Below are 21,298 nucleotides of genomic sequence, written 5' to 3' on the forward strand. Positions count from 1 at the left end.
GGTGCCGCCCCGGGCACGCCCACGACAGGGGTGCGTCGAGCCTGTGGACGACGGAAGAATCGAGGTCGAGCCGCGATACGGACCATGACCTCGATTCTCCGGCCGATCGCGTGGTCCGGACCTCGATTCTCCCGTCGTCGGCAGCCGCCCGCCGGCCGCCGGTAGGGTCGGATGGTGACGCAGAGCCCGGACGTCGTGGTGTACAGCGTGCCGATGCGCACGCGGTTCCGCGGGATCACGGTGCGCGAGGGGATGCTGCTGCGGGGCGAGGCGGGGTGGGCGGAGTTCAGCCCGTTCCTCGACTACGACGCCCGCGAGTGCGCGCCGTGGCTGGCCGCGGCCCGGGCCTCCGCCGACACCCCCTGGCCCACCGCGGTCCGCGACACCGTCCCGGTCAACTGCACCGTGCCGGCCGTCGGGCCCGAGCAGGCGGCCGCGGTCGTCCACGCCGGACGGGGCTGCCGCACCGCCAAGGTCAAGGTCGCCGAGCCCGGGCAGAGCCTGGCCGACGACGTCGCGCGCGTCGAGGCCGTGCACGACGCGCTCGGACCCGGCGGGCGTGTGCGCGTCGACGCGAACGGCGGCTGGGACGTCGACGCCGCCGTCGCCGCGATCACCGCCCTCGACCGGGTGGCCGGCGGCCTGGAGTACGTCGAGCAGCCGTGCGCCTCGGTCGAGGACCTCGCCGCCGTCCGCCGACGCGTCGACGTTCCCATCGCCGCGGACGAGTCCATCCGCCGCGCCGCCGACCCCTACCGCGTGGTCGCGCTCGAGGCCGCCGACGTCGCCGTGCTCAAGGTGCAGCCGCTGGGCGGGGTCGCCGCGTGCCTGGAGATCGCCGAGCGCATCGGGCTTCCCGTCGTGGTGTCGAGCGCGCTGGAGTCGTCGGTCGGCATCGCCGCCGGCGTCGCGCTCGCCGCCGCCCTGCCCGAGCTGCCCTACGCCTGCGGCCTGGCCACCGTCCAGCTGCTCACCGCCGACGTGACGAGCGACCCGCTGCTCCCCGTCGACGGCGCGCTCCCGGTCGCCCGACCCGTCCCCGACGCCCTGCGCGGCGTCACCGCCGACGACGCCACCACCGCCCGCTGGCTCGCACGCCTCGCCGAGGTGGAGGCGGCATGAACCCGTCCACGGCGCTCGCCCGCGTGCTCGTCGACGAGCTGGTGCGGCACGGCGTCCGCGAGGCCGTGCTCGCCCCCGGCTCGCGCAGCGCCCCCCTCGCCTACGCCCTGCACGCCGCCGACGCCGCCGGCCTGTTGCGCCTGCACGTGCGCGTCGACGAGCGCAGCGCCGGGTTCCTCGCGCTCGGCCTGGCCAAGGGCTCGCACCGTCCCGTCCCCGTCGTGACCACGTCGGGCACCGCCGTCGCCAACCTGCACCCCGCCGTCCTCGAGGCCCACCACGCGAACGTGCCGCTCGTCGTGCTCAGCGCCGACCGTCCCGCCGAGCTGCGCGGCACGGGCGCCAACCAGGTCACCGACCAGGTCAAGGTCTTCGGTGGCGCGGTCGAGGCGTTCGTCGAGCTGCCCGCGCCCGACGTGGTGCCCGACACCTCCGGCCGGTGGCGGGCCACGCTCAGCCGGGCGCTGCACGCCACCGCCCGTGGGCCCGTGCACGTCAACGTCTGCCTGCGCGATCCCCTCGTCCCCGACGACGACGGCGGCCTCCCCGCCGCGCTCGACGGACGGCCCGGCGGCGCGGCCTGGTCGCTCGACCTCCGCGAGGAGACCCACGAGCGCGTGACGCTGCCGCTCGGCCCGCGCACCGTCGTGGTCGCCGGCGACGACGCCGGACCGCCCGCCCGCCAGCTGGCCGAGCGCGCGGGCTGGCCGCTGCTCGCCGAGCCGTCGTCGGGCTCTCGCACCGGCACCGCGCCGATCGGCACCTACCGCCTGCTGCTCGGCCTGCCCGAGCTCGCCGACGCGGTCGAGCGCGTCGTCGTCCTCGGCCACCCGACGCTCTCGCGACCGGTGACGCGCCTGCTGTCGCGCGCGGACGTCGAGGTGGTGGCCGTCGGCACCGGCACCCGTCCCGACCCCGGCTCCCAGGTCTCGCGCGTGCTCGGCGCGGTCGGTGTCGACGGACCGGACGACCCCGCCTGGCGCGACCGCTGGACGGTCGCCGACGTCGCCACCCGCGCCGCGATGGACGACGTGCTCGCCGCCGAGCCGTCCATCGCCCCGCAGCAGCTGGCGCACGAGGTGTCGGCGGCGCTGCGGCCGGGCGGCCTGCTCGTCGTCGGCTCGTCGAGCCCCGTCCGCGACCTCGACCTCACCGCGGTCTCGCACCCGGTCGGCGAGCGACGCATGGTGATGGCCAACCGCGGCCTGGCCGGCATCGACGGCATGCTCTCCACCGCGATCGGCGTCGCGCTCGCCCGTCGCTCCACCCACGCGCTGGCGTACGTCGGCGACCTGACGTTCCTGCACGACACCAACGGCCTGCTGATCGGGCCGGACGAGCCGCGTCCCGACCTGCGCGTGGTGGTGGCCTCCGACGACGGCGGCAGCATCTTCGCCGGACTCGAGCACGGGGCCCCGTCGCGCTCCGCGACGTTCGAGCGGCTCTTCGCGACGCCCACCGGCACCGACCTCGGCGCGTGGTGCGCCGCGGCCCGCGTCCCGCACGAGCGCATCACCGACCTCGGCCGCCTGCGCGACGTCCTCGCGAGCCCGTGCCACGGCCTCGAGGTGGTGGAGGTGCCGCTCGACCGGACGCGTCGACGCGACCTCGACGCACGCCTGGCCGCGTGCGCCCGTCTCGCCTGACGGCACCCGTGGTGACGGCGCTTGCTACCAGCGCGTAACTTGTGACCAACGTCGCACGCTGGAGGGTCGCATGGCAGGTCACGCGGAAGAGTTCGACTACGTGGTGGTCGGCTCGGGGAGCGCCGGCGGCGTCGTCGCCGCCCGGCTGAGCGAGGACCCCGGCACCCGGGTGCTGCTGCTCGAGGCCGGGCCGATGGACGACGCGGACGAGATCAAGATCCCGGCCGCGTTCTCGTCGCTGTTCAAGACGAGGTGGGACTGGAAGTACGAGACCACCCCGCAGAAGCAGCTCGCCGGCCGCCGCGCCTACTGGCCGCGGATGAAGGCCCTCGGGGGCTGCTCGTCGATGAACGCGATGATCTACATCCGCGGCAACGCCGCCGACTACGACGGCTGGCGCGACGCCCACGGCGCCACCGGCTGGGGCTACGAGGACGTGCTGCCGTACTTCGTGCGCAGCGAGGACAACACCCGGCTCGGCGACCCGTACCACGGGCAGGGCGGCGCGCTGCACGTCGAGGACCGCCGCTTCACCCACGAGCTCAGCCACGCGTGGCTCGAGTCGGCCGTCGCGTCCGGCCTCAAGCCCAACGACGACTTCAACGGCGCCGAGCAGGAGGGCGCCGGCCTCTACCAGGTGACCCACCACAAGGGCCGTCGCTGGTCCGTCGCCGACGCGTTCATCCGCCCCGCGATGGGACGGCCCAACCTCACCGTCCGCACCGGTGCGCTCGTCACCCGCGTGCTCCTCGACGTCACCCGCGCCGTCGGCGTCGAGTACCTGCAGGACGACGCCACGCACGCCGTGCACGCGTCCGCCGAGGTGGTGCTGTCGGGCGGCTCGCTCAACACCCCGCAGCTGCTCATGCTCTCGGGCATCGGGCCCGCCGCGCACCTGCGCGAGGTGGGCGTCGACGTCGTCGTCGACCTCCCCGGCGTCGGCGAGAACCTGCACGACCACCCCGTCACCGGCGTCCTGTGGAACACCAAGGGGACCTCCGACCTCACCGAGCTCGCCGGGCTCACCAACCTGCTGCGCTGGAAGGCCACCGGGACCGGACCGCTCGTGTCCAACGTCGCCGAGGCCGGTGCGTTCTTCGCCAGCCGCGACGGCCTGGCCGCGCCCGACGTCCAGTTCCACATGGCGCCCGCCGGGTTCTGGGACAACGGGCTCCGCGAGGCGCTGTCGCGCGGCGTCACCGTCGCGTCCACGCTCGTCGACCCCAAGAGCCGCGGCCACGTCCGCCTGCGATCCACCGACCCGCGGTGGCACCCCGAGATCGACCCGCGCTACCTCGAGGACCAGACCGACCACGACGCGATCGTCGCCGGCATGGAGCGGGCGTACGACATCGCGCGCTCGGGCCCGTTCGCCCAGTTCCTCGACGGTCCGCAGATGCCCGTCTCGGAGTCGGCGTCCGACGTCGAGGAGCACGTCCGGCAGACCACCCAGACGCTCTACCACCCCGTCGGCACCTGCGCGATGGGCAGCGGCGAGGGGTCCGTCGTCGACCCCGAGCTCCGCGTGCGCGGCATCGAGAACCTGCGCGTCGCCGACGCCTCGGTGATGCCGGTGGTGCCCCGCGGCAACACGAACGCCCCCACGATCATGATCGGCGAGAAGGCCGCCGACCTGCTGCGCGGACGTCCCGCGCCCCGCCCCCGCACCGCACAGAAGGACGCACGATGACCGCGATCGACGAGAGGCCCGCCGAGGTCCGCGAGCCCGACCACGAGACGTTCGACTCCCTCGACCCCGCCACCGGCGACGTCGTCGACTCCTACCCGGTGCACACCGCCGCCGACGTCGAGGCCGCGGTCGCCGCGGCCCGCGAGGCGTCGACGTGGTGGTCGGCTCTGCCGTTCGCCGAGCGCGCCGACGTGCTGGGCAAGTGGCGCGGGGTCATCACGCGGCGCATGGCGCAGCTCGCCGACGTCGTCCACCGCGAGACCGGCAAGCCGCACGCCGACGCCACGATGGAGATCGCCCTCGCGATCGACCACCTCGCCTGGGCCGCCGGCCACGCCAAGAAGGTGCTCGGCCCCCGCAGCGTCGCACCCGGCCTGCTCATGGCCAACCAGGCCGCGACGGTGGAGTACAAGCCGTTGGGCGTCGTCGGCGTCATCGGCCCCTGGAACTACCCGGTCTTCACGCCGATGGGCTCGATCGCCTACGCGCTCGCCGCCGGCAACACCGTCGTGTTCAAGCCGAGCGAGCTGACGCCCGGCGTCGGCCGCTGGCTCGCCGACAGCCTGCGCGAGGTCGTCCCCGACCGCGCCCTGCTCGGCCTGGTCACCGGCTTCGGCCCGACGGGCGGTGCGCTCGCGTCGTCGGCCGGCATCGACAAGCTCGCCTTCACCGGCTCCACGGCCACCGGCAAGAAGGTGATGGCCGCCGCCGCCGAGAACCTCACGCCCGTGATCATCGAGGCCGGTGGCAAGGACGCGATGATCGTCGACGACGACGCGGACCTCGCCGCGGCCGCCGACGCCGCCGTCTGGGGCGGCATGTCCAACGCCGGCCAGACCTGCATCGGCATCGAGCGCGTGTACGTCCACGAGCGGGTCTACGACGACTTCGTGGTGGAGGTCGAGAAGGCCACGCGCGGGCTGTCCGCGGGCGCGGGGGAGGGCTCCAAGCTGGGCCCGATCACCATGCCGTCGCAGCTCGACGTCATCCGCGGGCACGTGCAGGACGCGCTCGACAAGGGCGCCCGCGCGCTCGTCGGCGGCATCGACGCCGTCGGCGACCGCTACGTGCAGCCCACCGTCCTGCTCGACACGCCCGAGGACTCGTCCGCGGTGACCCAGGAGACCTTCGGCCCGACGCTGACGGTGTCGAAGGTGCGCGACATGGACGAGGCCGTCGCCAAGACCAACGCCACCTCGTACGGCCTCGGCGGCGCGGTGTTCTCCCGGGCGCGCGGCGCCGAGATCGCGTCGCGGATCCGCTCCGGCATGACGTCGGTGAACGCGGTGATCAGCTTCGCGGCCATCCCGTCGCTGCCCTTCGGTGGCGTGGGCGACTCCGGCTTCGGGCGCATCCACGGCCCCGACGGCCTCAAGGAGTTCACCTACGCCCACGCCGTCGCCCGCCAGCGGATGAAGCCGCCGCTGGCCCTGATGACGTTCACCCGCACGGCCGCCGCCGACCGTCAGCTGAGCCAGATCATCACCGTCCTCCACGGTGGCGCCTCGACCCTCCCCAAGGAGGCCGGCTCCAAGATCGGCGCCAGCATCACCAAGGTCCGGGGCCTGCTGAGGTAGCGGTCACGCGGCTCCGTCCCGAGATAGGGAGGTCGCCCGATGTCCGGGGCTACCTCAGGGACGCATCGTCGACCTCGACGCCGCCCGCCCGGGGCGGCCGAGGGACGGAGCAGACCATGGACGCACGCATCGACCCGAGCCTGATCGCCGAGATCGAGTACCGCCAGATCAGCGCACGCCGGTTCGTCGAGAACGAGCACCTCGCCGCCGAGGTGCGTCGTGCCCGCCGGCTCAGGCGCCGCAGCCGCTGACCCGCACCGGGGCGTGGATCCGCCGGGACAGGCGATGATGGACGGCATGCTCCATCCCCCACGCCCGGGCGGGATCGTCGGCCGCGCCGTCGAGCTCGCCCAGGTCGTCGCCGCGCTGGGCATCGACGACCCCGCCGCCGCGACTTCGCGCGCCGTCCTGCTCGGGGGCGACGCGGGGATCGGCAAGACGCGGCTGCTGTCCGAGCTCGGCGCTCACGCGCGCGACGCCGGCTGGCGGGTGCTCGCCGGCCACTGCCTCGACCTCGGCGACGACGAGGTGCCGTCGCTGCCGCTCACCGAGATGTTCGGCCGCCTCGACGCCGAGGTCCCCGACCGCACCGAGCAGCTGGTCGCCGCCCACCCGGCGGTGCGCCGCCTGTTGCCACGCCACCGCCAGCGCACGTCCGACGTCCCGGTGCCGCTCGACCGCGCCGAGCTGATCGAGGGCGTGCTCGGCGCCCTCACCGACCTCGCCGCGGACGCGCCGCTGCTCGTCGTGGTCGAGGACGCCCACTGGGCCGACCAGTCCACCCGGGACGTCCTGAGCGTCGCCCTGGCCCGCCAGAGCGACGTGCCGCTGCGGTTCGTCGTCTCCTACCGCAGCGACGACCTGCACCGCCGGCACCCGCTGCGTCCCGTCATCGCCCAGTGGACGCGCGTCACCGGGGTCGAGCGGGTGCAGCTGGACCCGCTGGGCGAGCCCGACGTCCGCCTGCTCGTCCGCGACCTGGGCGCCGCCGCCCTCGGCGAGGCCGACGTCGCCGAGATCGTCGACCGCGCGGACGGCAACGCCTTCTTCGTCGAGGAGCTCGTCGGCGCCGTGGCCGCCGGTGGGCTGCCGCTCGACCTGGCCGACCTGCTGCTCGTGCGGCTCGAGCAGCTCGACGACGGCGCGCGTCGGGTGGTGCGGACGGCGTCCGTCGCCGGGCGCCGGGTCTCGCACGCCCTGCTGGACGCCGTCGCCGACACCCCCGACGCCGACCTCGACGCCGCGCTGCGCTCGGCCGTCGAGCGGCACGTGCTCGTGGCCGACGAGTCTGGCCGCTACGCCTTCCGGCACGCGCTGCTGGCCGAGGCGGTCTACGACGACCTCATGCCCGGCGAGCGCACCCGTCTGCACGGGGCCTACGCGCGGGCGCTCGGGTCGGGGGCGGTCGAGGGATCGGCCGCCGAGCTGGCCCGGCACGCCCGGCTCTCCGGCCAGCGCGACGTCGCGGTGCGCGCGAGCCTGGAGGCCGGCGACGAGGCGATGCGCGTCGGCGGTCCGGGCGAGGCGGGCCGGCACTACGAGCGCGCGCTCGAGCTGCTCGGCGAGGGCGAGGTGCCCGACGGCGTGGACGTGCTGGCCCTGACGCTGCGGGCCGCCCAGGCGGCCGTCGACGGCGGCCACGTCGACCGCGCCGTCGCGATGCTGCGCGACGCGCTCGACCACCTGCCCGCGTCGGCGTCCGTGGCCCGCCGCGCCCGGCTGCTCGCGGCCCTGGCCGACGCGGCGCTCGTCGCCGACACCGGTGTGGACCCGTGGGAGGTCGCGATCGAGGCGCACGGCCTGCTCGACGACCTGGACGACGACGAGGTGACGGCCCGCGTCCTCGCCGTCTACGCCCGGGCCGCACCGCCGGAGACCACCGAGGCGACGATCGTCGAGGCGTCCCGGGCCATCGACCTCGCCGAGCGCAGCGGCCAGTCACGGCTCGCCACCGACCTGCGGGTGACGCTCGCGCGGCTCGAGGAGAGGCTCGGCGACCCCGACGGGGCACGGCACGTGCTGGAGGACGTGGTCAGGCAGGCCCGCCGCGACGGCGACGCGGTGGCCGAGCTGCGCGCCGGCTACCACCTGGCGACGATGCGCATGGAGGGCGGCGACCCCGCCGGCGCCGTCCCCGACTTCGCGGCCGTCGCCGAGCGTGCCCGCGTCCTGCGCCACACCTGGGCGCCGTTCGGCGTGGACGCCTGGGTGCTGCAGGTGGTCTCGTCCTACATGGCGGGCGACTGGGACGGCGCGCTCGCCGTCGCGGACCTGTCGGGCTCCGCTGCGCCACCGGTGCCGGCGGCGATGATCTCGACCGCGGCGATGCTCGTCCGAGCCGGACGCGGCGACGCGACCGCGATCGGCCCGGTGCTCGCGAGCCGCGGCGTGTGGGAGCGGGAGGGGTTCGTCGCGATCCTCGCCGCCGGCGCGGGCGTCGAGCTGATGGGCGACGCCGGGGACGTCGAGGGTGCGCTCGCGTTCCACGACGAGGCGGTCGCGCTGCTGTCGCGCACCTGGGAGCCGCGCTTCTCCGCGCGCGTGCGGTTCGGGGCGGTGCTGCTGGGCGTGCTGGCCCGCCACGTCTCCGCCGCCGGGCCGCAGGTGCGCGCCGCCTGGCTTGAGCGGGCGGCCGACGTCGAGGAGGTGGCGGGCGTCATCGCGACGCGCGAGGGGCCCCGTCAGCAGGGGGTGGAGTCGCAGGCCTGGCTCGCCCGCACGCACGCCGAGCGGCTGCGGCTCCGGCGGGCGGCCGGAGAGGCCGTCGACGCGGACGACCTGGTGGCGGCGTGGGAGCGCACGGTCGCGGCGTTCGAGGCCGCCGGCCACGTCTACGAGTCGGCGCGCTCACGGGCTCGGCTGGCCGCGGCGCTGCGGACGGCCGGACGTCAGGGCGACGCGGACGTCCAGGCGTCCGCCGCCCGCGAGGTGGCGACCCGGCTCCGCGCCCGGCCGCTGCTGGCCGAGCTGTCGCTGCTCCGCGGCCCGGGACGCGCGGCGGCCCCGTCGACGGCCCTGACGCCGCGTGAGCTCGAGGTGCTGGCGCTCGTCGCCGAGGGGCGCACCAACGGCGAGATCGGCACCCGGCTGTTCATCAGCACCAAGACCGTGAGCGTCCACGTGTCGAACGTCCTCGCCAAGCTCGGCGCCTCCGGCCGCACCGAGGCCGCCTCCCTCGCCCGCCGCCGCGGCCTCCTCCCCGACTGACCCCACCCCTCCCTCCCGCCTCTCCGCCCTTCCGCCGAGTGGCGCAAAACCGGGGCGACACGCCGGCGACGAGCCCGACCTTGCGCCACTGGCCGCAGCTTTTGCGCCACTCGGCCGGACGCCGCCCGTGGCCTGGTCGCGCGACTACCGTGCACCCATGCCGCGCACGAGCACCTGGGTCGTCCTCCTCGCCGTCGTCGCCGTCGTGTCCGGGGGGTGGCTCGTGGCCGCGGGGGCGGCCTCCGGTGACTACGCCTGCGCGTCGCTCGCCGACAGCATCAGCCCGGCGGTGCCGTACCTCGTGGGCCGCGGTCAGGTCGCCGGAGCACTGCTGGCCGTGGCCGGGGCGCTCTGCGTCGTCGCGGTGGGCGCCTACCGCGCGGGTCGACGAGGTGCGCGCTCCTGAGGACGACCTCGTCCGAGAAGCGGTCCGCCGCCTATCGCACCAACACGCCGAGTGGCGCAAAACCCGCGGCGAGTGGCGCAAATCCGGGCGCCCGACCGCGTGTCGACCCCGAACTTGCGCCACTCGGCGGAAGGGGTGGGGCGGGGGAGGGAGCTAGGAGGTGAGGGGCTCGACGGTGCGGAGCTGGAGGACGGGCACGCCCGCCTCGTCGGAGGCGTCGAGGTGGACGGTCGCGCGGATGCGCCAGTCGTGGTCGCCGTCGGGGTCGGCCATCACCTGCTCGACCTCCCACACGCGCCCGGCGTCGGGGTCGTCGCGCTCGGGGTCGTCGTCGACGACGAACATCGACGGGCCGCGGGCGTCGGCGTCGGTGCCCAGCACGTCGTACTCCGCGTAGTACTCGGCCATCGCCTCGGCCCAGTGCGTGGCGGTCCAGCCGGCGGCCGAGTCCAGCGCGCCGAGCTCCTCCCAGCGGCGCAGCGCCGCCAGCTCCACCCGACGGAACAGCGCGTTGCGCACGAGCACCCGGAACGCGCGCGCGTTGGACGTGAGCGCGGTGGGCGTCGCGTCGATCGCCGCACGCGCCGCGACGACGGCCTGCCCGCCGCCGGCGGCGAGCTCCTCCCACTCGTCGAGCAGCGAGGAGTCGGTCTGGCGGACGACCTCGCCGAGCCAGGCGGTGATGTCCTCGAGCAGCTCGTCGCGCGCCGCGGCGGGGACGGTGTGCCGCAGCGCCTTGTAGACGTCGGACAGGTAGCGCAGCACGAGCCCCTCGGACCGCGCGAGCTGGTGGTACGACACCAGCTCGGCGAACGTCATCGACCGCTCCCACATCTCGCGGGCGACGGACTTGGGGCGCAGCTCGTGGTCGGCCACCCACGGGTGCCCGGCCTTGTACGCCTCGTACGCCGCCTCGAGGACGTCGCGCAGCGGCTGCGGGTGGGTGACCTCGTCGAGCAGCTCCATCCGCTCCTCGTACTCGATGCCCTCGGACTTCATCTCCGCCACGGCCTCGCCCCGTGCCCGGTGCTGCTGGGCGCGCAGGATGGTCCGCGGGTCCTCGAGCGTCGACTCGATCACCGACACCACGTCGAGGGCGTAGTCCTCGGAGTCGGGGTCCAGGACGTCGAGCGCCGCGACGGCGAACGGCGACAGCGGCTGGTTGAGCGCGAAGTCGGGCGGCAGGTCGACCGTCAGCCGCACCGTGCGTCCGTCGGGACCCGGCTCGGGCACCCGCTCGACGACGCCGCCGGCCACCAGCGCGCGGAAGATCGCGATCGCCTCGCGGATCAGCTGGTTCTGACGACGCCGCGGCTCGTGGTTGTCGCGCAGCAGGTGGCGCATCGACGCGAACGCGTCGCCGTCGCGCTGCACGACGTCGAGCACCATCGCGTGCGACACCTTCATCCGCGACACCAGCGGCTCGGGCTCGCCGGTCGTCAGCCGCTCGTACGTCGACTCGGTCCAGTTGACGAAGCCCTCGGGCGCCTTCTTGCGGGTGATCTTGCGCTGCTTCCTGACGTCGTCACCGGCCTTGGCGAGCGCCTTGGCGTTCTCGACGACGTGGTCGGGCGCCTCGACGACCACCGACCCGACGCTGTCGAACCCGGCCCGGCCCGCGCGTCCGGCGATCTGCTGGAACTCGCGCACCTGCAGGTGACGCTGGCGCGTCCCGTCGTACTTGGTGAGCGCCGAGAACAGCACGGTGCGGATCGGCACGTTGATGCCGACGCCGAGGGTGTCGGTGCCGCAGACCACCTTCAGCAGCCCGGCCTGCGTCAGCGTCTCGACGAGCCGGCGGTAGCGCGGCAGCATGCCCGCGTGGTGCACCCCGATCCCCAGGCGCACCAGCCGCGACAGCGACGTGCCGAACCCGGACGTGAACCGGAACGCGCCGATCGTGTCGCGGATCGCGTCGCGCTCGGCGCGCGTGGCGACGTTCATCGACGCGAGCGCCTGAGCCCGCTCGATCGCCGACGCCTGCGTGAAGTGCACGACGTAGACCGGCGCCTGGTGCGAGCCCAGCAGCTCCTCGAGCGTCTCGTGGACGGGCGTCGTCACGTACTCGAACACGAGCGGGACGGGCCGCTCGACCGACGTGACGGTGGCCGTCTCGCGTCCCGTCCGGCGGGTGAGGTCGTCGGCGAAGAACGTCGTGTCGCCGAGCGTGGCCGACATCAGCACGAACTGCGCGTTCGTCAGCTCGAGCAGCGGCACCTGCCACGCCCAGCCGCGGTCGGGGTCGGAGTAGTAGTGGAACTCGTCCATCACCACCAGGCCGACGTCGGCGTCCGCGCCCTCGCGCAGCGCCTTGTTGGCCAGGATCTCGGCGGTGGCCGCGATGATCGGGGCGTCGGCGTTGACGGCGGCGTCACCGGTCACCATGCCGACGTTCTCGGCGCCGAACAGCTCGACGAGCGCGAAGAACTTCTCCGACACCAGCGCCTTGATCGGGGCGGTGTAGTACGTGCGACGGCCGGCGGCCAGCGCCGCGAGCTGCGCGCCCGCGGCGATCAGGCTCTTGCCCGACCCGGTGGGCGTGGCGACGATGACGTTCGACCCCGCCAGCACCTCCAGGAGCGCCTCCTCCTGGTGCGGGTACAGCGCCAGGCCCTGCGCGTCGGCCCACTCGGTGAACGCCGCCAGCGTCAGGTCCTCGTCGAACGGGCCCTCGGGCAGGTGGTCGACGAGGCGCATGCGCCTGACCCTACGGGCGTGCGTCAGGTGGCGGACGCGCGGCGCATCGCGACGTGTCCGACGACGACCACCACGATGGTGATCGCCGCGGACAGCGCGACCCCGGCGCCCAGCTCCCAGCGCAGCAGCGCCGCGCCGGCGGCCGCGCCGAGCAGGATCAGGCCGACGGCACCGAGGCGCCGCCACTGCCGGGTGCCCGACCGGTTGCCGAGGACCGAGTCGGCCGCCAGGCCGGTGAGCGTCGACGTGACGACGACCGTGGTGACGTCGGCGACGGCGAGGTGCCGTGCCGTGGCCGCCTGCAGGCCCATCGCGGCGCCGAGGACGCCGGTGACCGACAGCGCCAGCGGCTCGGGGAACGACGGGACGACGAGCAGCGTCACCGCGAGCGCCGTCAGCACGACGGCGACGACGGCGAGCAGGCCGCTCGTCCGCCGCGACCACCCGCTGGCGCGGTGCCGCAGCGCGAACCCGCCGAGCGCCGCGCCCAGCACGAACCCGACGAGCGCGAGCACCGGCCCCACGATCGGCAGGTCGTCGGCGCCGACGAGCGCCATGCCGAGGATGACGACGTTGCCCGTCATGTTGCCGGTGAAGACGCGGTCGAGCCCGAGGTAGCCGACCGCGTCGACGACACCGGTCGAGAAGGTGAGCGCCAGCATCAGCGGGACGTGGACGGGCCCGCTGGCGTGCAGGCGCTGCGCGGCGGTGCTCATGGGGCGATCCTGCCAACAGCACCACCGCCCTGAGACGATCGGGGCATGACCGCGTCACCTGTCTTCCACCGCTACGTCGCGCTCGGCGACTCGTTCACCGAGGGCGTCGGCGACCCCGACCCGTCGCGTCCCAACGGGCTGCGCGGGTGGGCCGACCGCGTCGCGGAGGTCCTGTCGACGCGCACCGACGACTTCGGGTACGCCAACCTCGCGATCCGCGGACGCAAGCTCGACGCCATCCTGGACGAGCAGATCGACGCCGCCGTCGCGATGCGCCCGGACCTGGTGACGATCTACGCCGGCGCCAACGACATCCTGCGGCCCAAGGTCGACCTCGACGACCTCGTCAGGCGGTACGGCGAGGCGGTCGGGACGTTGGTGGGGACGGGCGCGCGCGTCGTCGTCTGGACGGCCGTCGACCCCGTCGGCGCCCCCGTGATCGGGACGATGCGCGGACGGTTCGCGATCTACAACGAGCTGGTGCGCGAGATGGTCGACGTCAACGGCGCGACGCTCCTGGACTACTGGCGGCTGCGCGAGTACGCCGACAACCGGCTGTGGGACGACGACCGCATGCACATGTCGTGGCGCGGCCACACCCGCATGGCGATCGCCGTCCTCGACACCCTGGGCGTGCCTCACGAGCTGGTCAGCGAGCCGCTCGCGAAGGCGGCCTTCGTCCCCAAGAACGAGCGACGCGACGCCAACCTCGCCTGGGCCAAGGAGCACGCCCTGCCCTGGGTCGAGCGCCGCATCCGCGGCACGTCGTCCGGCGACGCCGTCACCGCCAAGCGGCCGGAGCTCGCACCCATCTGACCTCGGCGGTGGGTGTGCCCCCAGGATCAGCCCCGAAGTGGGGCCGTACCCACCGCTAGGCGGGGCGAGACCAGGCGCCGGAGAGCGCCGGGGCGAGGACGAGCGCGCGCAGGTCGAGCAGCACGTGCAGGACGATCGCGACCCACAGCCGGCCGGTGGCCAGGTACACCACGACCATGAGCGCGCCGAGCACCGTCGTGCCGACCACCCCGCCGACGCCCTGGTAGGCGTGCAGCAGGCCGAACAGGACGGTCGGGCCGACGAACGCCGCGACCACGCTGCCCGTCACCGCCAGGACGAGGGCGGGCAGCGCGAGACGGAACGCCAGCTCCTCGAACACCCCGGCCGTCACCGACAGCAGGCCGCCCCACGGCAGCTCGACGCGGTTGCGGGGGAGCAGGGGCTCGACGTCGCCGATCGTCGCCGGCCCGGACCCGCGCCGGGCGGCCACCGCGCCGACCACCGACCCCACGACGACCGCCGTCGCGAACGCGGCGACCAAGCCGGGGCTCAGGGCGTCGCGGACCGAGGTCAGGAGGTCGCTCGACGCGGCCCGCTCGAGCGGCGCCTCGACCGGACGCCCCGCCGCCGCGAGGGCGAGCAGCGCCGTGCCGCCGAACAGCAGCGGACCCTGCAGGCACCAGCGCCGGTAGGAGCGGACGCGGTCGTCCGTCGAGGTCAGCGCCCTGAACCGGGCGTACTCGCGCAGGTCGTGACGCACGTACAGCGCGAGCACGGCCGCCACCGCGACGAGGACCACCACCTGGAGCACCACGGTGCCAGGGTGGCAGCCCGCGAGGTCAGGAGGTCAGGGCGTCGCGCACCGGGATGAGCTTGGCCTGGCTCTCGGCGAGCTCGGCCTCGGGGTCGGAGTCGGCGACGATGCCGCAGCCCGCGTAGAGGCGGACGCGCGACCCGTCGTCCTCGACCGCGGCCGAGCGCAGCGCGATGCCCCACTCGCCGTCGCCGTCGGCGTCGATCCAGCCCACCGGTCCGGCGTACCGGCCGCGGTCCATGCCCTCGATCTCGAGGATCAGGTCGATGGCGGTCTTGGTGGGCGTGCCGCCCACGGCCGCGGACGGGTGCAGCGCGCCCGCGAGCTCGAGCGCGGACGTGTCGTCGTCGATGACGCCGGCGACGTCCGAGGCCAGGTGCATGACGTTGGGCAGGTGCAGGACGAATGGCGACTCGGGCACGTTCATCCCGGTGCAGTGGTCGGCCAGCACGTCGGCGACCGAGCGCACCGCGTACTCGTGCTCCTCGAGGTCCTTGCTCGACCGCGCGAGCGACGCGGCCAGCGCGAGGTCGTGCGCGTCGTCGCCGGTGCGGCGGATGGTGCCGGCCAGCACGCGCGACGTGACGAGGCCGCGCTCGCGCCGCACGAGCATCTCCGGGGTCGCGCCGAACAGGCCGTCGACGTGGAAGGTCCAGCACGGGGGATAGGTGGCCGCCAGCCGTCGCAACGGCCAGCGGGTGTCGAGCGGCGCGTCGAGGTGGGCGACGAGGTCGCGGGCGAGCACCACCTTGTCGAGGTCGCCGTCGGTGATGCGGCGGACGGCCTCGGCCACCACCGTCTCCCACTCGGCGCCGTCGCGGGCACCGTCGGTGAACACGACGTTCTCGGGGCGGACGGCCTCGGTGCCGGCGTCGAGCGAGGGAGCCGGACGCTCGGTGGTGCCGACCGTGGTCACCCAGACGAGGTCGCCGCGGCGGCCGACCACCACCTCGGGCACGGCGAGGACGGAGTCGCCGGGGTCGTCGGCGAAGGCGAAGGAGCCGAACGCGACCAGGCCCGACCCGGGGCAGTCGAGGTCGTCGCGGACGTCGGCCGCGGCGGTGACGTCGCGCCACCAGTCCTGCGCGTCGGCGAACCGGCCGGGGCCGCGGGTGCGGATCGAGGCGGCGCGTCCCCAGCCCACGAGGCCGTCGCCGTCGCGCACCCAGGCGAGGGCGTCGCGCTCGGGGAGCAGGTCCAGCAGACCGACGGGGAGGGCTCCGACGAGCGTCGTGCGCACCACCAGACGGGGTGCGTCGGCCTCCGGGCCCGAGGGGCTTGTCACCTGTTCAGGGTACGTCGCGAGGAGCCCGATGCCCGATGGGGCGGGGGACGTCACACGATGGGACGATGAGGGCGTGACGCGAGCCGACCTGACCAAGCAGCCGACCGAGGTCGCCCGCATGTTCGACGACGTCGCCCGTCGTTACGACCTCACCAACGACGTGCTGTCGCTCGGCCAGGACCGCCGCTGGCGCCGCCGGGTCGTCGAGTCCGTCGCGCCCGCCGAGGGTGAGACGATCCTCGACCTCGCCGCCGGCACCGGGACCTCCAGCGTCCCCTTCGCCCGCGCCGGCGCCACCGTCGTGCCGTGCGACTTCTCCATCGGCATGCTGCGCCAGGGCCGTCAGCAGTACGCGCACCTGCCGTTCGTCGCCGGCGACGCGACGCGCCTGCCGTTCGCCGACGACTCCTTCGACGCGGTCACGATCTCGTTCGGGCTGCGCAACGTCGTCGACCCGACGGCGGGCCTGCGCGAGATGCTGCGCGTCACCCGTCCGGGCGGCCGCCTGGTGGTGTGCGAGTTCAGCCGGCCCACCTGGGCGCCCTTCCGCACCGTCTACGTCAACTACCTGATGCGCGCGCTGCCGTCCGTCGCGCGCCGGGTCTCGTCCAACCCCGAGTCGTACGTCTACCTCGCCGAGTCGATCCGCTCCTGGCCCGACCAGGCCTCGCTCGCCGGCCAGGTGCACGACTCCGGCTGGCGCTCGGTCACCTGGACCGACCTCACCGGCGGGATCGTGGCCCTCCACCACGCCACCAAGCCCCTCTGACGCGCCCGGCATCCCGGCTGGCGGCGTTGCTCGCGGCCTCGACGACCAACCCCAGGTCGCCTTCGCCGCGGCGCCTGGCCAGCCGGGCGCCGGACGCGTCAGGCAACCGCGCCCGGCACCTGGCGCGACGGAGGAATCGGCGTATGACCCGCCCACGCGGTCATACGCCGATTCTCAGGTCGGCGCGCGGGCGGGAGGTGCGGCGGCGAGGGCGGGTGGCGCGGGGCGTGGCACCGCGTGCGCCGTGACCCTCAATAACGCAAGCCGGAAATGCGCTAAATCCCCAGGTCAGGGGCGGTGTCGCCGGTCACACCCCCGTGTCGCACCGGGTGTGACCGGGCATACACTGGCCGACGTCGTCACCCCCGGCGTCACCTCAGCACCACCTCGTGAACGTTTTCACGAACGCACACGACGGTGGCAGCGGTGCGGGTCGAGGGCGCCGGCACCGCAGTCGTCTCGAGCACCGTCCGCGACAGGGGAGTGACACCGTGAACGCCTACATCCCGATCCTGGCCCTCGGCGTGGTGGCCGCGGGGTTCGCGGTCTTCTCCGTGGGCATCGCGCCGTTCACCGGCCCCGCGCGCTACAACCGCGCCAAGCTCGACTCCTACGAGTGCGGCATCGAGCCCACGCCGCAGCCCATCGGTGGCGGCAGGGTCTCGGTCAAGTACTTCATCACCGCGATGATGTTCATCGTCTTCGACATCGAGGTGATCATCCTCTACCCGTACGCCGTGGCGTCCGACCAGCTCGGCTGGTTCCCGCTGTGGGCCGCGGTGCTCTTCCTGGTCAACGTCACGATCGCGTACGCCTACGAGTGGCGGCGCGGCGGAATGGAGTGGGACTGACCATGGGACTCGAAGAGAAGCTCCCCAGCGGAGTGCTCCTGTCCACCGTCGAGGGCCTGGCGGGGTACTTCCGCAAGGCCTCGTTCTGGCCGGCCACCTTCGGCCTGGCCTGCTGCGCCATCGAGATGATGACGTTCGGCGCGCCGCGCTACGACTCCTCGCGCTTCGGCATGGAGGTGTTCCGTCCCTCGCCGCGCCAGGCCGACCTGATGATCGTCGCCGGCCGCGTCAGCCAGAAGATGGCGCCCGTCCTGCGCCAGATCTACGACCAGATGGCCGGCCCCAAGTACGTCCTCGCGATGGGCGTCTGCGCCAGCTCGGGCGGCATGTTCAACAACTACGCGATCGTGCAGGGCGTCGACCACGTCGTCCCCGTCGACATGTACCTGCCCGGCTGCCCGCCGCGGCCCGAGATGCTGATCGACGCGATCCTCAAGCTGCACTCGGACATCCAGCACACCAAGCTCGGTGCGCACCGCCTCGCCGAGATCGACGAGCTGGAGACCGCCGCGCTGGGAGCCACCCCGACCATCGAGCAGAAGGGTCTGCTCCGGTGAGCGACGACGTCCAGCGTCCGAACACCCAGGACCCCAGCCACGAGCAGGTCCGCGAGCCGCGCGGCGCCGAGGTCGTGCCCAGCGACGCGAGCACGCTCGAGGTCGTCGACGTCCGCGAGGGCATGTTCGGCGTCCGCGGGACGGGCGACACCTCCGGCTACGGCGGCCTCACGCGGCCCATCACGCTGCCCGGCGCCACGCAGCGTCCCTACGGCGGCTGGTTCGACGACGTCGCCGACCGGCTCGAGTCGGCCCTCGTCCGCGAGGAGCTCACCGGGTCGATCGAGAAGGTCGTCGTCGACCGCGACGAGCTGACGTTCCACGTCCGCGCCGCCGACCTCCTCACCGTCGCGCGCGTCATGCGCGACGACCCCGCGCTGCGCTTCGAGCTGTGCAGCGCGGTCTCCGGCGTCCACTACCCGCACGAGACCGGCCGCGAGCTGCACGTCGTGCACCACCTGCTGTCGATGACGCACAACCGCCGCGTCCGGCTCGAGGTGTCGGTGCCCGACGCCGACCCGCACCTGCCGTCCGTCGTGCCGGTCTACCCGACCGCCGACTGGCACGAGCGCGAGGCCTGGGACATGTTCGGCATCGTCTTCGACGGCCACCCCGCGCTCACCCGCATCCTGATGCCCGACGACTGGCCGGGCCACCCGCAGCGCAAGGACTACCCCCTCGGCGGCATCCCCGTCGAGTACAAGGGCGCGACGGTCCCGCCGCCCGACCAGCGGAGGTCGTACAACTGATGACCCAGACCCAGAACCCGTCGTCCGACCCGTACGCGGGCGCGCAGGAGACCACCAGCGGTCCGGTGTTCACCGTCACCGGGCAGGACTGGGACTCGGTCACGGCCGGCTCGGACGGACGCGACGAGCACATCGTGGTCAACATGGGCCCGCAGCACCCGTCCACGCACGGCGTGCTGCGCCTGATCCTCGAGGTCGACGGCGAGATGGTCACCGAGGCCCGCGCGGGCATCGGCTACCTGCACACCGGCATCGAGAAGAACATGGAGTTCCGCAGCTGGACGCAGGGCGTCACGTTCTGCACCCGCATGGACTACGTGGCGCCGTTCTTCAACGAGGCCGCCTACGTCCTCGCCGTCGAGAAGCTGCTCGGGATCACCGACGAGATCCCCGAGAAGGCCCAGACGCTGCGGGTCCTGATGATGGAGCTCAACCGCATCTCCTCGCACCTGGTGTGCATCGCCACCGGCGGCATGGAGCTCGGCGCGCTCACCGTCATGACGTGCGGCTTCCGCGACCGCGAGATGATCCTCGACCTGTTCGAGCTGATCACCGGCCTGCGGATGAACTCGGCGTACTTCCGTCCCGGCGGCGTCTCGCTCGACCTCCCCAGCGGTGCGCTGGAGAAGATCGCCGAGGTCGTCGCGCTGCTGCGCAAGCGCCTGCCGGAGTACGCCGCGCTCTGCAACGCCAACCCGATCTTCAAGGGCCGCCTGGTCGACGTCGGCTACCTCGACGTGGCCGGCTGCCTGTCGCTCGGCATCACCGGCCCGCCGCTTCGCGCCACCGGCCTGGACTGGGACCTGCGCAAGAAGCAGCCCTACTCCGGCTACGAGACGTACGACTTCGAGGCGATCACCTGGGACCAGCCCGACTCGTACGGACGCTTCCGCGTGCGCCAGGCCGAGATGTGGGAGTCGCTCAAGATCGTGGAGCAGGCCGCCGCACGGCTGGCGAAGATGGAGGGCGAGCCCGTCATGGTCGCCGACAAGAAGATCGCCTGGCCCGCGCAGCTGTCCATCGGCGCCGACGGCATGGGCAACTCGCTCGACCACATCAAGCACATCATGGGCGAGTCCATGGAGGCGCTGATCCACCACTTCAAGCTCGTCACCGAGGGCTTCCGGGTGCCGGCCGGCCAGGCCTACGTCGGGATCGAGTCGCCCCGCGGCGAGATCGGCTGCCACGTGGTCTCCGACGGCGGCACGCGCCCGTACCGTGCGCACTTCCGCGACCCGTCCTTCGTCAACCTGCAGGGCACGTCGGTGATGAGCGAGGGCGGCATGCTGTCCGACGTCATCGTCGCGATCGCGAGCATCGACCCGGTGATGGGAGGGGTGGACCGGTGAGCATCGATCCCGAGGCCCGCACGACGGGCGACCTCGACGCGGGCGTCCGCGGCGAGCTGGCCGAGATCGCCGGCCGCTACCCGCAGTCTCGCTCGGCGCTGCTGCCGATGCTGCACCTGCTGCAGTCGGTGCAGGGCTACGTCACGCCCGAGGGCATCGAGCTGTGCGCGGAGGTCCTCGGCATCACCACCGCCGAGGTGTCCGGCGTCGCGACCTTCTACACGATGTACAAGCGTCGACCGGTCGGCACGCACCACGTGGGCGTCTGCACCAACACGCTGTGCGCGGTGATGGGCGGCGACGCGATCCTCAAGCGCCTCGAGGAGCACCTCGACGTCGGTCACGACGAGACCACCGACGACGGCACGATCACCCTCGAGCACGTCGAGTGCAACGCGGCCTGCGACTACGCGCCGGTGATGATGGTCAACTGGGAGTTCTTCGACAACCAGACGCCCGACTCGGCCGTCGCGGTCGTCGACGCGCTGCGCGAGGGACGCGAGGTGCTGCCCACGCGCGGCGCCCGCATCACCTCCTGGCGCGAGGGCGAGCGCCTGCTCGCGGGCTTCCCCGACGGACGCGCCGACGAGGGCCCCGCCGCCGGGCCGGCCTCGCTGCTCGGCCTGGGCATCGCGCGCGAGAACGACTGGCGCGCCCCCGACAGCGACGCGGTGGGCGACGTCGAGGGCCACGAGCCCGTCACCGACCCCGCCGGCACGCAGGGCGAGAAGGCGGTCCAGGCCGCCGAGCAGGGCACCGACGAGAACGCCGAGGCCGAGGCCGTCGAGGCCGAGGCCGAGGAGAAGACCGGGGCCACCCCGGCGGCCGAGCGCGACGACGCCCAGGAGGACGACCGATGAGCATCCCCACGCTGACCCCGGTCCTGTCGGACACCTGGGACACCGAGCGTTCCTGGACCCTCGAGGGCTACGGCGGCGACTACGCCGGCCTGCGCCGAGCGCTGACGATGCTCCCCGACGACGTCATCACGACCGTCAAGGACTCCGGCCTGCGCGGGCGCGGCGGCGCCGGCTTCCCCACCGGCATGAAGTGGGGCTTCATTCCCCAAGGCGACGGCAAGCCGCA

At 73.9% G+C, this 21,298-nt stretch carries 18 protein-coding genes and 1 pseudogene; 15 read left to right on the top strand and 4 right to left on the bottom strand.

From position 1 onward, the window contains the following. Nucleotides 1–174: 174 nt before the first annotated feature. From ACI6PP_RS16070 to ACI6PP_RS16100, 7 genes are all read left to right on the top strand, one after another. Complete coding sequence (locus ACI6PP_RS16070; protein ID WP_421112622.1) at nt 175–1,122, top strand: o-succinylbenzoate synthase; 948 nt, start codon at nt 175–177, stop codon at nt 1,120–1,122. After that, complete coding sequence (menD, locus tag ACI6PP_RS16075) at nt 1,119–2,768, top strand: 2-succinyl-5-enolpyruvyl-6-hydroxy-3-cyclohexene-1-carboxylic-acid synthase (RefSeq protein ID WP_421112623.1); 1,650 nt, start codon at nt 1,119–1,121, stop codon at nt 2,766–2,768. Before ACI6PP_RS16070 ends, menD begins: the two co-directional genes overlap by 4 nt. Nucleotides 2,769–2,838: 70 nt before the next feature. Beyond that, a complete protein-coding gene (locus ACI6PP_RS16080) occupies nt 2,839–4,458 on the top strand; it encodes a GMC family oxidoreductase (protein WP_421112624.1) in 1,620 nt (539 codons plus the stop codon). After that, nucleotides 4,455–6,035 (top strand): aldehyde dehydrogenase family protein, encoded by a 1,581-nt coding sequence (locus ACI6PP_RS16085; protein WP_421112625.1) that lies wholly within the window; start codon nt 4,455–4,457, stop codon nt 6,033–6,035. The genes ACI6PP_RS16080 and ACI6PP_RS16085 overlap by 4 nt, the downstream gene beginning before the upstream one ends. A gap of 116 nt (nt 6,036–6,151) precedes the next feature. Continuing rightward, a complete protein-coding gene (locus tag ACI6PP_RS16090; protein ID WP_421112626.1) occupies nt 6,152–6,286 on the top strand; it encodes a hypothetical protein in 135 nt (44 codons plus the stop codon). Nucleotides 6,287–6,332: 46 nt separating this feature from the next. After that, a complete protein-coding gene (locus ACI6PP_RS16095; RefSeq protein ID WP_421112627.1) occupies nt 6,333–9,242 on the top strand; it encodes a helix-turn-helix transcriptional regulator in 2,910 nt (969 codons plus the stop codon). Nucleotides 9,243–9,399: 157 nt separating this feature from the next. Next, a complete protein-coding gene (locus tag ACI6PP_RS16100; RefSeq protein ID WP_421112628.1) occupies nt 9,400–9,648 on the top strand; it encodes a hypothetical protein in 249 nt (82 codons plus the stop codon). Nucleotides 9,649–9,801: 153 nt separating this feature from the next. Here the strand turns inward: ACI6PP_RS16100 and ACI6PP_RS16105 are convergent, their stop codons facing one another. Further along, nucleotides 9,802–12,345, bottom strand: a complete 2,544-nt coding sequence (locus tag ACI6PP_RS16105) for a DEAD/DEAH box helicase (RefSeq protein WP_421112629.1) — start codon at nt 12,343–12,345, stop codon at nt 9,802–9,804. Between the two features lie 23 nt (nt 12,346–12,368). Further along, nucleotides 12,369–13,061, bottom strand: coding sequence for a YoaK family protein (locus ACI6PP_RS16110; RefSeq protein ID WP_421112630.1), 693 nt, complete (start codon nt 13,059–13,061; stop codon nt 12,369–12,371). A 45-nt stretch (nt 13,062–13,106) separates the two neighbouring features. Between ACI6PP_RS16110 and ACI6PP_RS16115 the strand changes: the two genes are divergently transcribed. Next, nucleotides 13,107–13,877 (top strand): SGNH/GDSL hydrolase family protein, encoded by a 771-nt coding sequence (locus ACI6PP_RS16115; protein WP_421112631.1) that lies wholly within the window; start codon nt 13,107–13,109, stop codon nt 13,875–13,877. A 55-nt stretch (nt 13,878–13,932) separates the two neighbouring features. Here ACI6PP_RS16115 and ACI6PP_RS16120 read toward each other — a convergent pair whose 3' ends face one another. Both ACI6PP_RS16120 and ACI6PP_RS16125 read right to left on the bottom strand, forming a co-directional pair. Further along, on the bottom strand, nt 13,933–14,652 hold the full coding sequence (locus ACI6PP_RS16120) for a CPBP family intramembrane glutamic endopeptidase (protein ID WP_421112632.1): 720 nt from the start codon (nt 14,650–14,652) through the stop codon (nt 13,933–13,935). A 25-nt stretch (nt 14,653–14,677) separates the two neighbouring features. Further along, nucleotides 14,678–15,937 (bottom strand): isochorismate synthase, encoded by a 1,260-nt coding sequence (locus tag ACI6PP_RS16125; protein ID WP_421112633.1) that lies wholly within the window; start codon nt 15,935–15,937, stop codon nt 14,678–14,680. A 28-nt stretch (nt 15,938–15,965) separates the two neighbouring features. On the opposite strand from ACI6PP_RS16125, the gene ACI6PP_RS16130 reads away from it, so the two are divergent. The 7 genes and pseudogenes from ACI6PP_RS16130 to ACI6PP_RS16160 form a co-directional block, all read left to right on the top strand. Continuing rightward, nucleotides 15,966–16,706, top strand: coding sequence for a demethylmenaquinone methyltransferase (locus ACI6PP_RS16130; RefSeq protein ID WP_421112634.1), 741 nt, complete (start codon nt 15,966–15,968; stop codon nt 16,704–16,706). 491 nt (nt 16,707–17,197) lie between these two features. After that, nucleotides 17,198–17,557, top strand: coding sequence for an NADH-quinone oxidoreductase subunit A (locus ACI6PP_RS16135; RefSeq protein WP_421112635.1), 360 nt, complete (start codon nt 17,198–17,200; stop codon nt 17,555–17,557). 2 nt (nt 17,558–17,559) lie between these two features. Then, a complete protein-coding gene (locus ACI6PP_RS16140) occupies nt 17,560–18,114 on the top strand; it encodes a NuoB/complex I 20 kDa subunit family protein (protein ID WP_421112636.1) in 555 nt (184 codons plus the stop codon). Further along, nucleotides 18,111–18,863: an NADH-quinone oxidoreductase subunit C gene (locus tag ACI6PP_RS16145; RefSeq protein WP_421112637.1), complete on the top strand. Its 753-nt coding sequence runs from the start codon at nt 18,111–18,113 to the stop codon at nt 18,861–18,863. The genes ACI6PP_RS16140 and ACI6PP_RS16145 overlap by 4 nt, the downstream gene beginning before the upstream one ends. Next, nucleotides 18,863–20,212 carry an NADH-quinone oxidoreductase subunit D gene (locus ACI6PP_RS16150; RefSeq protein ID WP_421112638.1) on the top strand — a complete coding sequence of 450 codons (1,350 nt, stop codon included), beginning with the start codon at nt 18,863–18,865 and terminating at the stop codon, nt 20,210–20,212. The genes ACI6PP_RS16145 and ACI6PP_RS16150 overlap by 1 nt, the downstream gene beginning before the upstream one ends. Next, the gene (nuoE, locus tag ACI6PP_RS16155) at nt 20,209–21,072 is read left to right on the top strand and encodes an NADH-quinone oxidoreductase subunit NuoE (protein WP_421112639.1); all 864 of its coding nucleotides are present in this window, start codon (nt 20,209–20,211) and stop codon (nt 21,070–21,072) included. The genes ACI6PP_RS16150 and nuoE overlap by 4 nt, the downstream gene beginning before the upstream one ends. After that, nucleotides 21,069–21,298, top strand: a pseudogene (locus ACI6PP_RS16160) (NADH-quinone oxidoreductase subunit F); the annotation flags it as partial. The gene nuoE and the pseudogene ACI6PP_RS16160, both read left to right, overlap by 4 nt.

The organism is Solicola agrisoli (assembly GCF_049059935.1).
Classification (GTDB): Bacteria; Actinomycetota; Actinomycetes; order Propionibacteriales; family Nocardioidaceae; genus JAURVT01.

Coding starts and splice junctions, on each gene's coding strand:
- ACI6PP_RS16105 (WP_421112629.1), bottom strand. CDS start 12,345: ATGCGCCTCGTCGACCACCTGCCCGAGGGCCCGTTCGACGAGGACCTG.
- ACI6PP_RS16080 (WP_421112624.1), top strand. CDS start 2,839: ATGGCAGGTCACGCGGAAGAGTTCGACTACGTGGTGGTCGGCTCGGGG.
- ACI6PP_RS16095 (WP_421112627.1), top strand. CDS start 6,333: ATGCTCCATCCCCCACGCCCGGGCGGGATCGTCGGCCGCGCCGTCGAG.
- ACI6PP_RS16100 (WP_421112628.1), top strand. CDS start 9,400: ATGCCGCGCACGAGCACCTGGGTCGTCCTCCTCGCCGTCGTCGCCGTC.
- menD (WP_421112623.1), top strand. CDS start 1,119: ATGAACCCGTCCACGGCGCTCGCCCGCGTGCTCGTCGACGAGCTGGTG.
- ACI6PP_RS16115 (WP_421112631.1), top strand. CDS start 13,107: ATGACCGCGTCACCTGTCTTCCACCGCTACGTCGCGCTCGGCGACTCG.
- ACI6PP_RS16140 (WP_421112636.1), top strand. CDS start 17,560: ATGGGACTCGAAGAGAAGCTCCCCAGCGGAGTGCTCCTGTCCACCGTC.
- ACI6PP_RS16110 (WP_421112630.1), bottom strand. CDS start 13,061: ATGAGCACCGCCGCGCAGCGCCTGCACGCCAGCGGGCCCGTCCACGTC.
- ACI6PP_RS16085 (WP_421112625.1), top strand. CDS start 4,455: ATGACCGCGATCGACGAGAGGCCCGCCGAGGTCCGCGAGCCCGACCAC.
- ACI6PP_RS16150 (WP_421112638.1), top strand. CDS start 18,863: ATGACCCAGACCCAGAACCCGTCGTCCGACCCGTACGCGGGCGCGCAG.
- ACI6PP_RS16090 (WP_421112626.1), top strand. CDS start 6,152: ATGGACGCACGCATCGACCCGAGCCTGATCGCCGAGATCGAGTACCGC.
- ACI6PP_RS16130 (WP_421112634.1), top strand. CDS start 15,966: ATGCCCGATGGGGCGGGGGACGTCACACGATGGGACGATGAGGGCGTG.